Raw genomic sequence first — 15,757 nt, forward strand, 5'->3', positions numbered from 1 at the left:
TTTAAGTAACAGTATTATTAATGAAGAAAAATGTTTTAAATTTTCATAAAAGTCATTCTGTAAAAATCTAAAAAATTATGTTTATCCATTGTTTTTAAATAAAAAGTAATGAGTAATAGTGGAAAGTATAGCTGTAGAGATAAATAATATCAATATATAAAATGTATAAAGTGTGATTATAGATGTAAATAATAAAAATATAGGATAAGTAATCTGCCAAATACTTGTTTATATTGTATAACTTATGATATTATGATATTAGTAAAAATTTGTAATCCTGACTTGACAGAATTCAAGTAAGAGATATAATTTTAAAGGCATAGTAATGTAAAATTTACTAAAAAATAAGAAATTTATTTTAATATGGAGGAACAAAAAATGGTATCAGCAGGTGATTTTAGAAAAGGTGTTACATTTGAAAAAGATGGACAACCATGTTTAGTAGTTGATTTTCAACACGTTAAGCCAGGTAAAGGAGCTGCTTTCGTTAGAACTAAATACAGAAATTTAAAAACAGGAGCTATAAGAGAAGAAAGTTTTAATCCAAGTGAAAAATTCCCTAAAGCTGTAATAGATACAAGACAAATGCAATATCTATACAATGATGGTGAGTTATATTATTTTATGGACCAAGAAAATTTTGAACAAATACCATTAAACTATGATCAAGTTGAAGATGCAATTAAATTCTTAAAAGAAAATGAAGTTGCTACAATAAGATTTTATCAAGGACAACCATTCCAAGTGGAAGCTCCAAACTTTGCAGAGCTAGAAGTTGTAGATACAGAGCCAGGAATAAAGGGTGATACAGCAAGTAATGTAACTAAAGCAGCTACAGTTGAAACTGGTGCAGTTGTTCAAGTTCCATTATTTATAAATACTGGAGATAAAGTAAAGATAGATACTAGAACAGGTGAATATTTATCAAGAGTATAAAAATTTATGTATATAAAAGCTTATATGTCTTAATAATATAAGATATATGAGCTTTTAGTTTATATATTAAAAAGAAAGCGAGGGGTGTTACATGAAACATTTATATGAAGAAGTTGCATACTTAAAAGGTTTAGCAGAAGGTTTAGAAATAAGCACTGAAAGTAAAGAAGGGAAAATGATACATAAAATAGTTGATGCATTAGAAGTATTTGCAGAAGCTATTGTAACATTGGATGAAGAACAGGAAGAACTTCAAGATTTTGTTGAATCTATAGACGAAGATTTAGCAGATTTAGAAGAAGATATTGCTGACATGGAAGATGACCTTTACGAAGAAGATGAAGAAAATGATGACGATGAGGACTTCAGCTATATAGAAATGGAATGCCCAAATTGTGGAGAATTAGTAGAAATAGACGAAGATTTATTATATGATGATGACGTAGATGTTGTTTGTCCTGATTGTAAGGCTGTAATATTATCATCAGAAGATGATTATGATGATGATGATTGTACATGTGGTGGTTGTTCGAATTGTGATGATAGAGAATAAAAATTCATAAGAAATAAAACTGCCTATGATGCCTATGAGATATTTTGTTTCATAGGTAGTTTTATTTTTATGAGGACAAGTATTTTAGATTTTGGTTTTGCAATAGTTGCACAAAAATAGTACACTAGAATTTATAGAATAGGATTTTGGAGGGATGTAATAATGAAGATAAGTAAAAAATTACTAGATAATATACAAAGATTTGAAGATGTTATAAATTATAAATTTAAAAATAAAGAATATATACTAGAAGCTCTTACACATAGTTCATATTCTAATGAAAATAAGAGATATAATTTTAATGAAAGATTAGAATTTTTAGGAGATTCAGTTTTAGGCATAGTGATAAGTGATTATTTATTTAATGAAGAATCTAATCTGCCCGAAGGGGAATTGACTAAGCTTAGAGCAAATATAGTTTGTGAGGATTCATTAAGTGAAGTTGCAAATGATATAAATTTAGGGGTTCATATGTTACTGGGTAGAGGTGAAGAAGCTACTGGAGGTAGACATAGAACTTCAATATTAGCAGATGCATTTGAGGCTGTAATAGCAGCAATATATCTTGATGGAGGATTTGAAAGTGCAAGACAATTTATATTACACCATATGGAAAATATAATTTACGATTCAAGAAAGGGAAATATATTTAGAGACTATAAAACACATCTTCAAGAAGTATTACAAGGAAATGGAGAAAATAATATTTGGTATAGGCTTATAGAAGAAAAAGGACCAGACCATAATAAAAGGTTTGTTATGGAAGTGGGAATTAATGAAGGTGTTTTGGGGATAGGAGAAGGTAAAAGTAAAAAAGAAGCAGAACAATTGGCTGCTAAAGTAGCTTTAAAGAAAAAATTATGGGAAAAATAAATATAATATGTAAAAATATAAAAAGAAATATTTAGATTAGAAGGATGTTGTAGATGAAAAAGAGAATTATACCTATATTTGTTCCTCACAAAGGTTGTCCTCATGATTGTATATTTTGTAATCAAAAAAAAATAACAGGTGTGAGTACTGATGTTACTAGTGAAGATGCAAGAAATATAATTGAAGAATGTCTAAAGACTATAGATAAGGATGCTGATGTAGAAATAGCATTTTTTGGTGGAAGTTTTACTGCCATAGATGTAGATATACAAAAAAGTTTATTAGCTGTTGCCAAAGAATATGTAGAAAAAGGTTTTATAAAAGATATTAGAATGTCCACAAGGCCAGATTGTATTAGTGAAGAAATATTGGAAATGTTAAAAGAATATAAGACAAGTATAATAGAGCTTGGAGTACAATCCTTAGATGAAAAAGTATTGTTAGATAGTATTAGAGGTCATCAGTCAGAAATTGTATATAAGAGTTCAAAGTTGATAAAAAATAGTGGAATTAAACTTGGTTTACAAATGATGGTTGGGCTTCCAGCTGATACAGAAGAAAAATGCATATTTACAGCCAAAAAATTTGTAGAGCTTAGACCAGATTGTGTAAGAATTTATCCAACTTTAGTGGTAAAAGAGACTGGTCTGGAAAAATTGATGGAGCAAAACGAATATAAGCCATTTACACTTGACGAGAGTATAAGAATAGTAAAAAAAGTACTTGTATTATTTTATGTTAATGATATAAATGTAATAAGAGTCGGGCTTCAAGCTACTGATGATATACAAATGGGAAAAGCTGTCTTAGCGGGTCCATATCACCCTGCTTTTAGAGAATTAGTAGAAGCTGAGATGATAAAAGATTATTTAGAATTTCTTATTTTACAAAATAAAAATATAAATAACGTGTTGGTGAAGTCTAATAAAAAGAATATTTCTAAAATAATAGGAAATAAAAAAACAAATATTAAATATATGAAAGAAAATTTTGGTGTGATTTTAAAAACACAAGAATCAGATTTAGATATAAATCAATTAGAAATTGTGTTAGATGGGAAAAGTTTAATTATTGCTAATATGAGAGACATCCATAGAAAATTGTATGACATTTATAACCTTTAGTTTTAACAATGAAGGGAGAGAAACGATTTGTATTTAAAGAGACTAGAGTTAAAGGGATTTAAATCCTTTCCAGTAAAGACAGATATTATTTTTAAAGAAGGAATAACAGCGATAGTAGGACCAAATGGAAGTGGAAAAAGTAACATATCTGATGCCGTAAGATGGGTATTAGGAGAACAAAGTATCAAAAGTCTTAGAGGAGACAAACTTGAAGATGTAATATTTGCAGGTACAGATACAAAAAAACCCATGAATTACTGTGAAGTAGCTCTTACTATTGACAATTCTGAGAATCAATTAGAATTAGACTTTACAGAAGTGACTATAAGAAGAAGAGCTTATAGAAATGGAGAAAGTGAATTTTTTCTAAATAATAAGAGTTGCAGATTAAAGGATATAAAAGAAGTCTTTTTAGATACTGGTATTGGAAAAGATGGTTATTCAATCATAGAGCAAGGAAAAGTAGATGAAATATTGAGTAATAATCCTTTAAGTAGAAGAAAAGTTTTTGATGAAGCTTGTGGTATATCAAAATATAGATATAAAAAACAGGAAGCAGAAAGAAATTTAAGTAATACAAAAGAAAATTTAGAAAGAATAGATGATATATATATAGAAATTGAAAATCAATTAAAACCTCTTTTTAATCAACAAACAAAAGCAAAAAAGTATTTAGAAATAAGTGAAAAATTAAAAATATTAGAAGTCAATAATTTTATAAGAGAAATTGAAGGAATAGAAAAAGAACTGAGTGAAGTTGATGAGCATAGTAAAGTTCTTGAAAAAGAACTTAAAGAAAAAGAAGAACAAAAAAATGTTGTAGAGAAAAAACAAGAAGATGTTGATAAGGAGATAGAGGTACTACAAGATGTAATTGAAAAATCTGTAGATTATATAAATTCAATTAAAGGTGTTATATCAAAAAAAGAGTCACAGATAAATTTAATTAAAGAAAGAATAAAAAACTTTACAAATGAAATTCATAGAAAAAATTCTGAAATAAACAATATAAAAGAAAAGCTAAATGAAAATAAGGTATACATAAAAGAATTAGAAAGTAATAAGTCTTCAAATAGCGAAGAGTTATCGATATTACAAGAGAATATAAAAAAGTTAGAATCTAGTAAAGAAAATCAAAGGATGAAGTTGGAATCTTTAAATAATGATATAGAATTATTTAAAGAAAATATAATAGATATATTAAATAAGAAGCAAGAATTTAGTAATAAGTTATCTGCTTTAAATGCAAATAAAGAAAATATGAATATCAGAGATGAAAACATAAACTCAGAAATAGCAGAGTTAAACCAAAATGTCCAAACAAAATCTTCTGAATTAGATAGTATAAATAAAGAATTTAATATGAAAAAAGAAAATTTAAACAATGTGAATAACAGAAATAAAAAATTAACTGCTGATTTACAATATTCTATTAATGAACTCAATAAGGTAGAAGATGAAATACAGAAAAGTAAATACAATCTAAATGGATATAACTCAAAGTTAAATGTTTATATAGATATGGAAAATCATTATGAGGGATTTAATAGAGGTGTAAAAGAAGTATTAAAAAATAAGGATTTAAGAGGTATTCATGGAGCGCTAGGACAGATTATAAATGTTCCTGAAAAATATGAGAAATCCGTAGAAGCAGCACTTGGTGCTTATATGCAAAATATAATAACTGATGATGAGTTTAGTGCTAAATCTGCAATAAACTATTTAAAGAAGAATAATTTAGGAAGAGTAACATTTCTGCCATTAAATATAATTAAATCAAATAAAATAAGTTTGGGAAATTTAAAAGCAAATACTAAATTTATAGGAATAGCAAGTGATTTAATTACGTTTGATGAAAAATATAGAAATATAATTGAAAATATACTTGGAAGAACGATATTTATAAATAATATAGATGAGGGGATAAAATTTGCAAAAGAAACTGGTCATAGATTTAAAATAGTAACTTTAGATGGTGAAATTTTAAATCCAGGAGGTTCTTTAACAGGAGGTAGTTTAAAAACTAACGGAAATATATTATCAAGAAAAAGATTTATTAACGAATATACAGAAAAAATAAATGATGTTAAGGTTGAGATTTCAGGTCTAGAAATTACAAAAGAATCTCTAAATAAAAATATAAAAAATATAAAAAGTGAAATTGACTTAGTTGAAAATGAAGTAAAAGATTTAGAAAAAAGCATTATAATAAAGAGTACAAGTATAGAAAATATCGAATCTGAGATTGAATCTTTAAAATCTAGCATTACTAGATTAAATAATGAGAAAAGTGATTTGGGTTCTAACTTGAATTATACTCTCGAAAAAAGTGACATTGTTAAAAAAGAGATGGAAGCACTAGAAAATACATACAATCAAAATAAAGAAAAAATTGATATATTAAGTGATGAAATAAAAAAATATAATGATTTGTATGATAAAGAAAAATCTGAATTTGATGAATTAAACCTAACTTTAGTAAAGAAAACAGAAGCTTATAATAGTATAGTTAGAGATATAAAAAGAATATCTGGTGAAAATTGTGAGTTAGAAGAAAAAACCAAACAATTAGATGAATCATTAAATTATGAAGAACAAGAAATAGTTAAGTTACAAGACTCTATAGCTATTGAAGAAAAAGAAAAAGAAAACTTAATTAAGCAATTAGGGGACAGCAATAGAAATCTTGAAACTAGAAAAATAGCTAAAGATGACTTGAAAAATAACTTTGATGAAATTGGTAAAGAGTTAAAAATTATAGATAGACAACATATAGAACTTAAAGAAAGTTTATTTAAGGTTGGTGGAAGATTAGAAAGATTAAAAACTAGTCAAGACACATATATAAATAAGTTATTTGAACAATATGAAATGACTTTAGTACAAGCATTGGAAATCAAAGATGAAAATCTAGAGATAGATAGAAAATTCTTAGAAAATTTAAAGAGAGAAATAAGAAGTCTTGGGAATATAAATATAGATTCTATCAAAGAATATGAAGAAATAAAAGAAAGATATGATTTTTATAGTGAACAAAAACAAGATTTAGAAGAATCTATGGAGGAAATAGAAAAACTTATACATACATTAGAAGAAAATATGAAATCTGAATTTGAGGTTAAATTTGAAGAAATAAGTAAAAACTTTAAGTATGTGTACAAAAGACTTTTTGGTGGTGGATGTGGAGAATTAACTATTTTAGATAAAGAAAATTTATTAGAAAGTGATATACTAATAACAGCTCAACCACCTGGTAAAAAAATGAAGAATTTAAATCTACTGTCTGGTGGAGAAAAAGCTCTAACTGCAATAAGTATATTATTTGCAATATTAATTACAAAACCAACACCATTTTGCATATTAGATGAAATTGAGGCTCCACTTGATGATGCAAATATATTCAGATTTGGAGAATTTTTAAAGGATTTATCTAAAGAGACACAATTTATATCAGTAACTCATAGGAGAGGAACTATGGAAGCTGCTGATTATATATATGGGGTTACAATGCAAGAAAAAGCTATTTCAAAAGTTATTAGTTTAAAACTAAAAGAAGCTCAAGAGATAACTGATATTATATAACTTAGATTGACATAGGAGGAAGAATAGTGTTAAAAAAATTATTTGGTTTTGGCAAAGACAAGGATAAGGAATTAGAAAAAAAAGATGTTGGCTCAGAAGAAGAAATAGAAACTGGTGCTGACAACTTAGAAAATGTAGAAGAAACAATTTTTTCAGGGTTTGAGGAGGAAGTTGTAGATAAAGTAGAAGATATTCCAGAAAAAACTGAAGAAGAAGTTGTTGATGAAAGTGCTGAAGAAGATAGAGAGATAGAAGATAAGATAGATACTAATGAACAAGATGTAGAAGAGATAATAAATAATGATTCTCTAGATAGTGAAATAGAAGCATTAAACAATGATAATAATGATGAAGAAACTGAACATGAAGATTATGAAAATAAAGAAGAGAAATATGAAGAAAAGAAAGTTAATTTGTTTGAAAGATTAAAACAAGGATTAACAAAGGCAAAACAAGGAATAACTGATAGAATAGATGAGGTTTTAAAATCATATACAAAAATAGATGAAGAATTGCTTGAGGATTTAGAGGAAATTTTAATAACAGCAGATGTTGGTGTAAATACAACTATGGACATAATTGAGAAACTAAGAGATAAGATAAAGCAAAAGGGAATTACTGAACCAATAAAGGTAAGAGAAGAACTTAAATCTATAGTTGAAGATATCCTTACAAATGAAAACTCTACATTAGACATAGAACCAGCTCCATGTATAATTCTAATGGTAGGTGTAAATGGAGTGGGCAAAACTACTACAATAGGAAAATTGGCAAATAGATATAAAAAAGATGGGAAAAAAGTTTTATTAGCAGCAGCAGATACATTTAGAGCAGCAGCAACAGAGCAATTAGAAATCTGGGCAAATAGAACTAATGTAGACATAATAAAGCATCAAGAAGGAGCAGATCCAGGAGCAGTAGTGTTTGATGCCATAAAGGCAGCAAAAGCTAGAAAGACAGATTTATTGATATGTGATACAGCTGGAAGGTTACACAACAAAGCTAATCTTATGAATGAACTTGGAAAAGTATTTAAAATAGTAGATAGAGAATTTCCAGAAGCAAAGCGTGAGGTACTTCTTGTGGTAGATGCCACAACAGGTCAAAATGCAGTTGTTCAAGCTAAAACATTTAAAGAAGTTGCAGATATAACAGGTATAGTACTTACAAAACTTGATGGAACAGCAAAAGGTGGAGTAGTGCTTGCAGTAAAGTCAGAAGTAGATGTACCTGTAAAACTTATTGGAGTTGGAGAAAGAGTAGAAGACTTACAGGATTTTGATGCAAAATCATTTTCAGATGCATTATTTGGTAACTAGCATTCTTTTAAAAATAATGGTTGACAAGAGTGTTTATATGATATAAAATACAATAGTGTAAAGTAAATAACCTTTACAGTATACTGCTAGGAAGTGTAAGATATGAATATAGAAAAAATGGTCGAAATTGGATTGTTATTTGAACAGTATAAAGAATTACTAACTGATAAGCAAAAAGAGATAGTAGCTCTATACTATGAAGAGGATTACTCTTTAGGTGAAATCAGTGAGAATTTAAGTGTATCAAGACAAGGTGTATATGATACATTGAAACGTTCAGAAAAGATACTAAGAGATTATGAAGAAAAGCTACATTTAGTATCTAAGCTTCAAGAACAGGAAAAAAATATTAAATTTATAAGAAATAAAATTATTGACATTAAAGAAGATTTATTGCACAATAGAGATTGTGCTAATTTAATCCCTAAGCTAGAAAATATAGAAGATGTATGTAGGGAGATGATAAAATGATATTTGAAGGATTGTCGGATAAACTACAAGGGGCATTCAGTAAGTTAAAGTCAAAAGGAAAACTTACAGAAGCAGATGTAAAAAATGCTATGAGAGAAGTTAAACTTGCTCTTCTTGAAGCAGATGTTAACTTTAAAGTAGTTAAAGATTTTATAAAAAAAGTTCAAGAGAGATGTGTTGGACAAGAGGTTATGCAAAGTTTGACACCAGCTCAACATGTAATAAAAATTGTAAATGAAGAACTTACAAGTTTAATGGGGGATGTACAAAGTAAAGTAATGATTTCCTCAAAACCTCCTACAATCTTAATGATGGTTGGATTGCAAGGTGCAGGTAAAACTACGACAGCAGGAAAACTTGGAGGATATTTTAAAAAGCAAGGCAAGAAGCCTCTATTGGTGGCTTGTGATATTTATAGACCAGCAGCTATAAAGCAACTTCAAGTTGTTGGTGAAAAATTGGATATACCTGTATTCAATATGGGAGATAAAGAAAGTCCAGTAAATATTGCCAAGGCAGGTTTAAGTCATGCAATTAAAAATGCTAACGATTTGGTTATTATAGATACTGCTGGTAGACTTCATATAGATGAAGTGCTTATGGATGAGTTAAAGTCAATTAAGTCAGAAGTTAAGCCACATGAAATACTTTTAGTTGTAGACTCTATGACAGGGCAAGATGCAGTAAATGTTGCAGAAAGCTTCAATGAAGCACTTGGTGTTGATGGAGTAGTATTAACTAAATTAGATGGAGATACTAGAGGTGGAGCTGCACTTTCAATAAGAGCAGTAACACAAAAACCTATAAAGTTTATGGGTATGGGAGAGAAACTAGATGATATAGAACCTTTCCACCCAGACAGAATGGCATCAAGGATATTAGGTATGGGAGATGTATTAAGCCTAATAGAAAAAGCACAAGAAAGTATGGACTTAGAAAAAGCTAAGGAATTAGAACAAAAAATCAAAAAACAAGAACTAGATTTTGAAGATTTTTTACAACAAATGGAACAAATACAAAATATGGGACCTCTAGACAAGATACTTGGTATGATGCCTGGTATGGGAAATATAAAAGACCAACTTGGAGATGTAGACTTGAATGGTAAAGAAATGAATAGAACTAAAGCCATAATTCAGTCAATGACTACATATGAGAGACGTAACCCAGGAATATTAAATGCTTCTAGGAAAAAAAGAATAGCTAGAGGTAGTGGAACTACTGTTCAAGATGTAAATAGACTTATAAAACAACTTAATGAAATGAAAAAAATGATGAAGATGTTTGCTGGTTCACAAAAAAGTATGAAGAAAAGGGGCGGCTTAGGCGGTTTACCTTTTTTTAAATAAAATATAAAAAATAGTAAAAATTATTCGGAGGTGACTGTAATGGCAGTTAAAATAAGATTAAAAAGAATGGGCGCTAATAAAAAACCTTTCTACAGAATAGTAGTAGCTGATTCAAGAGCTCCAAGAGATGGAAAATTCATAGAAGAAATAGGATACTATAATCCAATTTCTGAACCTAAACAAGTAAGAATAAATGATGAAAAAGCAATAAAATGGTTAGCTACTGGTGCTCAACCAACAGAAGTAGTTAAAAAATTACTTGTAAAAAATGGAGTAATAGAAAAATTCGAAGCTTCTAAACAAGCAAAATAATTTTCTCTTAGCAATTAGTATAAGTAAATACTTATTGTTGAGGTTACTTTAGGAGATGAAATATATGAAAGAGCTAGTTGTAGATATAGCTAAGGCTCTAGTTGATAATCCTGACTCAGTTGTTGTTGAGGAATTTAAAGACAATGACGGTATCGTCTTAAAGCTTACAGTTGCTCAAGATGACATGGGTAAGGTTATTGGGAAGCAGGGAAGAATAGCTAAAGCTATAAGAACTGTCGTAAGATCTGTTGCAAATAGAGAAAACATAAAAGTTTCTCTTGAGATAGTGTAAAGAGGAGGATTAGGTATAGTGCCTAGTCCTTTTTGTATAACTGTGTACAGTTTTGAGAATTTATGATGATATGGTAACATAAGATTAAATTTTTTTGAGAAGGTGATAACATGAAAGAAAAATTAACTCATTTTAAGGTAGGGCAAATAGTAAACACACAAGGTCTAAAAGGTGAGGTAAGAGTTTATCCACTTACTGATGATATAGATAGATTTGATGAATTGAAAGATTTTTATTTAGGAAAAGATTTAAACAACAAGTGGACTGTAGAAAATGTAAGATATAAAGGTTCTATGGTTATAATGAAGATAAAAGATATAGACACTATAGAAAAAGCAGAAAAGCTAAAAAATAAATTTATGTATGTGTCTAGAGAAGAGAGTAGAGACCTTGAAGAAGGCGAGTTTTTTATAGCAGACATGATTGGTTTGGTAGTTTTAACTATAGAAGGAAAGTATGTAGGAGTCTTAGAGGATGTACTTCAATATTCTGCAAATGATGTCTATGTAATAAAAGGTGAAGAAGATAAAGAATTTATGATACCAGCTATAAAAAAATTTGTACCTACTATAGATATGGATGAAAGAAAAATGATTATAGACCCTATTAAGGGTATGATAGATTAGGTGGTAATATGAGATTTCATATAATGACGCTTTTTCCAGAAATATTTAATTCATACATGAATGAAAGTATAATGAAAAGAGCAGTTGAAAAAGGCATAATTGATGTGCATATATATAATATAAGAGATTTTTCTAATAATAAACATAAAAAAGTAGATGATTATCCATTTGGAGGAGGAGCTGGTATGGTGATGACTCCTCAACCTATATATGACACATATAAGCATATAATAAAAACTCATAATATAAACAATCCAAGAGTAATTTATTTAACTCCCAAAGGTAAAGTATACAATCAATCTATAGTCAAAGAGATGTCTATCCAAGAGGATATAATACTTCTATGTGGTCACTATGAAGGAATAGATGAGAGAATTATTGATTTAATAGTAACTGATGAAATTTCAATTGGAGATTATGTACTAACTGGAGGAGAACTGCCTGCACTTATAATGATAGATTCTATATCAAGATTAATTCCAGGAGTATTAAATCAGGACGAATCATTTGAAGAGGAGTCATTTAAAGATAATCTATTGGAGTATCCTCATTACACAAGACCTAGAGAGTTTGAAGAGTTAAAAGTACCAGAAGTGCTTTTATCAGGAAATCATAAAAAGATAGATGAGTGGAGACGAGAAGAATCTATAAGAATAACTAAGGAAAGACGATTAGACTTATATAAAAAATCTCAAGAAAAATAAAAACATATACAATAAAAATTTAATATACATGTATACAATAAAGTGGCTATAAATGGAATTAAAAATATAAAAATGCTTGTAATAACTATAGAAGTATAGTATAATATAAAATGTTGGAAATACGGGCGTTCCTCTGTTTACACTGGTCGGGTAGTTAAGAACGTCTATGATATTTAGGAGGAAGAAAGATGAATGAAATGTTAAGAGCAATTGAGCAAGAACAATTAAAAAATGAAGTTCCTAATTTTGGACCTGGGGACACAGTTAAAGTACACGTTAGAATTATAGAAGGTAAAAGAGAAAGAATACAAATATTCGAAGGTGTAGTATTAAAGAGACAAGGTGGAGGAGCAAGAGAGACTTTTACAGTTAGAAAAATGTCTTTCAATGTTGGTGTAGAAAGAACTTTCCCAGTTCACTCTCCAAAAATAGAAAAAATAGAAGTAACTAGAAAAGGTAAAGTAAGAAGAGCTAAACTAAACTACTTAAGAGGTAGAGTAGGTAAAGCTGCTAAGATAAAAGAAGCTAGAAATAGATAATTAAAAACTTTACTTATAAATGGGGGGCTGATTTATCAGTCCTCTTTCTATTTTAACTGAAATCATAACAAATAATTAAATTGTAAGCAGATATGATTATTTGTTGAAAATATACTATTTATTGATAGATTTAGGAATTTTAAAATTGAAAATAAAATCAATAAATATTGGATTATATTTTGAAATAATACTAAAAATAAGAAGATAATATTATGTAAAGTATGATGTTAAAAGGGTGACAATGTAAGGTTTTAAGTAGATATATTTTTTAGTAAAATTAGGTAACAATAACATACTATTTTAAAGGAGTGATATACATGTCAAATGAATATGAAGAGTATCTTATGGATAATAATCTACATATAAACTGGTATCCAGGCCATATGAAGAAAACCAAAGAATTAGTAAAAAATAACTTAAAACTAATTGATGTAGTGGTTGAACTTTTAGATGCTAGAATACCATTTAGTAGCAAAAATCCAGATATAGATATGCTTGTAGGAGATAAGCCTAGGGTAGTTGTATTAAATAAAAGTGATATGGCAGATAGAGATAAGTTAAATCAATGGATTGAGTACTACAAAAAGAATAACATAAAAGCTATACCAGTAGATACATTAAAAGGTGTAGGTGTAAATAAGATAGTAGAAGAATGTAAGAATGTAACTAGAGAAAAAATGAGTTCTTTAAAAGATAAAGGAAGAAAAGAAAGAGCTATAAGAATAATGATAGTTGGTGTACCAAATGTAGGAAAATCATCTCTTATAAACAAATTAACAGGTAGAAAAAGCACTCAAACAGGAGATAAACCAGGAGTAACTAAAGGTAAGCAATGGGTTAGATTAAAGGGAAATCTTGAACTTTTAGATACACCTGGAATACTTTGGCCAAAGTTTGAAGACCAAGAAGTTGCTTTAAACTTAGCATTTAGTAGAGCTATAAAAGATGAAATTTTAGACGTTGAGACCTTAGCTTTAAGACTTATAGAAAAACTTATGATAATAGAGCCAGAAAAGTTGAAAGCTAGATATAAATTAGATTCTTTAGGAGAAACTCCAATTGAAACAATGTATATGATTGGTCATAAAAGAGGATTCATAACAGGTGGGAAAGAACTTGATTATACACGCATAGCTGTAACTGTCTTAAATGAGTTTAGAGATGGAAAGATAGGCAATATAACACTAGAAGTACCAGAGAGTGTTAAAAGATAGATTTTAAAGCTGGGTTAAAAAATTAATATTATAAGTAAAAAAAAACCTTTTTTTAAAAGGTTTTTTTTCTTTTCTGAAATATAGACAAAAATTGTCACATGAAAGTATAAATTAGATTATAAAACTTTCAAAAATATTAATTTAAGACAAATATACCTAATTTTTTGAAAATTAAAATCAGTATGATAATTTGCAATTTTGGCATATTGACGTGCTTGTTTCATATAATATATAATAAGCACAAATAAATACAATATATTAAAAATTTATTTAATTTTATTAATTTAATAATAGATTCTTATTGTTTTAGTTAATTTATTTATGCAAACGTGAACAATTGAGAAATTTTGTTAATTTAATAAGGTTAAAAAGGGGGATTTTATAATGGGTAAGACCAAAGATGTAATAGTATTTGGATTTGCATTATTCGCAATGTTCTTTGGAGCAGGTAACTTAATATTTCCGCCATACTTGGGAATAATTACAGGTCCAGAATGGTTAATTGCCTTCTTAGGATTTACATTTGCCGATGCTGGTTTGGCACTTCTAGCAGTAATGGCTACAGCTAAATTCGATGGAAACGTAGTAGAAATGTTTAAAAGATGTGGTATGAAATTGGGAATTCTTATAGGTTGTGTAGATATTTTATGTATAGGACCATTCTTAGCTATACCAAGAACAGGCGCAACAACTTATGAGATGGGTATAATGCCTTTATTTGGAAGTTCAATTCCAGTGTTATTATTCTGTATAGTTTATTTTGCGATATCATATGTATTAACAATAAGACCATCTAAGGTCGTAGATATAGTTGGACAATTTTTAACTCCAGCTCTTCTAATAGCTTTAGCATTTATAATTATAAAAGGTGTTATATCTCCTCTTGGAGAGGTAATAGATAAACCTATGATACCTAATGTATTTGCAGAAGGTATTGGTCAAGGTTACCAGACAATGGATGCATTTGCAGCAATAGCTCTTGCATCAGTACTGATAGTATCTCTAAATGAAAAAGGATATACTAGTATTAGTGAAAAGTTAAAGATGATTGGTAAAGCAGGTGTTCTTGCTTGTGGAGGATTGGCACTAGTTTATGGTGGATTATGTTTCCTTGGTGCAACTGTATCAACAATGTATGGAACAGATGCAGTACAATCACAAGTAATAGTAAATATAACACAAGGATTGCTTGGAAATGTTGGGAAAGCGATTTTAGCAGTAGTAGTATCTCTAGCATGTTTAACTACATCTATAGGTCTTACATCTGCAACAGGGCAATATTTTTCTAGACTTACAAAAGGTAAGTTAAGTTACGAAAAAATAGTATTAGCCGTATCTGTATTTAGTGCAGTAGTAGCATCTTTTGGTGTTGGAACTATAATAAAGATAGCATCTCCTATACTAAGTATAGTTTATCCACCATCAATTGTTTTAATAATATTGGCTTTCTTTAATGAAAAAATTAAGAATGATAATGTATACAAAGGAGCAGTATATATGTCATTGCTTGTAAGTATATTAACAGTTATATCTAGTTATGGAGTAAGCGTTCCAGTAGTAAATTCTTTGCCCCTTCATTCATTAGGATTTAACTGGGTAGTTCCAGTTATAATAGCTGGAATAATTGGTAATTTTATACCATCAAAGAGTCAATCTAATACACTTGGTACAAATTAAAACTTATTTAATTGAAATATAAGCATTTGAAAATAAAAGAGTTATCTATAATAAATGAAACTATTTATATAGATAACTCTTTTTATTTTTGAGTACATACTAATTATTTGCATTTGATATAGTAAAATTAGCTAGAAGTATTAAAAAAAAATAATGTTTATTTTTTAACAATAATGAGTATTTATA

Annotated in this window: 15 protein-coding genes; all 15 read left to right on the top strand. The window is 28.5% G+C overall.

Annotation, left to right across the window (positions count from 1 at the left end; all coding sequences use genetic code 11):
- Window positions 1-378 precede the first annotated feature (378 nt).
- The 15 genes from efp to brnQ all read left to right on the top strand — a co-directional run bounded on the left by efp (window position 379) and on the right by brnQ (window position 15,571).
- Entirely contained in the window at window positions 379-936 is a 558-nt protein-coding gene (efp, locus tag IC219_RS11900) for an elongation factor P (protein ID WP_227434156.1), read from the top strand.
- Between the two features lie 91 nt (window positions 937-1,027).
- A complete protein-coding gene (locus IC219_RS11905; protein WP_227434157.1) occupies window positions 1,028-1,489 on the top strand; it encodes a CD1247 N-terminal domain-containing protein in 462 nt (153 codons plus the stop codon).
- A 162-nt stretch (window positions 1,490-1,651) separates the two neighbouring features.
- Complete coding sequence (rnc, locus tag IC219_RS11910; RefSeq protein ID WP_227434158.1) at window positions 1,652-2,362, top strand: ribonuclease III; 711 nt, start codon at window positions 1,652-1,654, stop codon at window positions 2,360-2,362.
- Between the two features lie 53 nt (window positions 2,363-2,415).
- Window positions 2,416-3,486: an elongator complex protein 3 gene (locus IC219_RS11915; protein WP_227434159.1), complete on the top strand. Its 1,071-nt coding sequence runs from the start codon at window positions 2,416-2,418 to the stop codon at window positions 3,484-3,486.
- Window positions 3,487-3,513: 27 nt separating this feature from the next.
- Complete coding sequence (smc, locus tag IC219_RS11920) at window positions 3,514-7,068, top strand: chromosome segregation protein SMC (RefSeq protein WP_227434160.1); 3,555 nt, start codon at window positions 3,514-3,516, stop codon at window positions 7,066-7,068.
- A gap of 26 nt (window positions 7,069-7,094) precedes the next feature.
- Window positions 7,095-8,387, top strand: a complete 1,293-nt coding sequence (ftsY, locus tag IC219_RS11925; RefSeq protein WP_227823642.1) for a signal recognition particle-docking protein FtsY — start codon at window positions 7,095-7,097, stop codon at window positions 8,385-8,387.
- 102 nt (window positions 8,388-8,489) lie between these two features.
- Window positions 8,490-8,858 carry a YlxM family DNA-binding protein gene (ylxM, locus tag IC219_RS11930; protein ID WP_227482226.1) on the top strand — a complete coding sequence of 123 codons (369 nt, stop codon included), beginning with the start codon at window positions 8,490-8,492 and terminating at the stop codon, window positions 8,856-8,858.
- Window positions 8,855-10,207, top strand: a complete 1,353-nt coding sequence (gene ffh / locus IC219_RS11935; protein ID WP_227434163.1) for a signal recognition particle protein — start codon at window positions 8,855-8,857, stop codon at window positions 10,205-10,207. Before ylxM ends, ffh begins: the two co-directional genes overlap by 4 nt.
- 39 nt (window positions 10,208-10,246) lie before the next feature.
- Window positions 10,247-10,519, top strand: coding sequence for a 30S ribosomal protein S16 (rpsP, locus tag IC219_RS11940; protein WP_003419338.1), 273 nt, complete (start codon window positions 10,247-10,249; stop codon window positions 10,517-10,519).
- 64 nt (window positions 10,520-10,583) lie between these two features.
- Window positions 10,584-10,811, top strand: a complete 228-nt coding sequence (locus IC219_RS11945) for a KH domain-containing protein (RefSeq protein WP_227434164.1) — start codon at window positions 10,584-10,586, stop codon at window positions 10,809-10,811.
- A 110-nt stretch (window positions 10,812-10,921) separates the two neighbouring features.
- A complete protein-coding gene (rimM, locus tag IC219_RS11950; RefSeq protein WP_227831227.1) occupies window positions 10,922-11,437 on the top strand; it encodes a ribosome maturation factor RimM in 516 nt (171 codons plus the stop codon).
- 8 nt (window positions 11,438-11,445) lie between these two features.
- Window positions 11,446-12,141: a tRNA (guanosine(37)-N1)-methyltransferase TrmD gene (trmD, locus tag IC219_RS11955; protein WP_227434166.1), complete on the top strand. Its 696-nt coding sequence runs from the start codon at window positions 11,446-11,448 to the stop codon at window positions 12,139-12,141.
- Window positions 12,142-12,329: 188 nt separating this feature from the next.
- Window positions 12,330-12,680, top strand: coding sequence for a 50S ribosomal protein L19 (rplS, locus tag IC219_RS11960; RefSeq protein WP_227434167.1), 351 nt, complete (start codon window positions 12,330-12,332; stop codon window positions 12,678-12,680).
- A gap of 317 nt (window positions 12,681-12,997) precedes the next feature.
- Window positions 12,998-13,894: a ribosome biogenesis GTPase YlqF gene (gene ylqF, locus IC219_RS11965; protein WP_227831226.1), complete on the top strand. Its 897-nt coding sequence runs from the start codon at window positions 12,998-13,000 to the stop codon at window positions 13,892-13,894.
- 384 nt (window positions 13,895-14,278) lie between these two features.
- A complete protein-coding gene (gene brnQ / locus IC219_RS11970) occupies window positions 14,279-15,571 on the top strand; it encodes a branched-chain amino acid transport system II carrier protein (protein ID WP_227831225.1) in 1,293 nt (430 codons plus the stop codon).
- The last annotated feature ends 186 nt before the right edge of the window (window positions 15,572-15,757 follow it).

The organism is Clostridioides sp. ES-W-0018-02, assembly GCF_020658175.1.
In the GTDB taxonomy this organism is placed as follows: domain Bacteria; phylum Bacillota; class Clostridia; order Peptostreptococcales; family Peptostreptococcaceae; genus Clostridioides.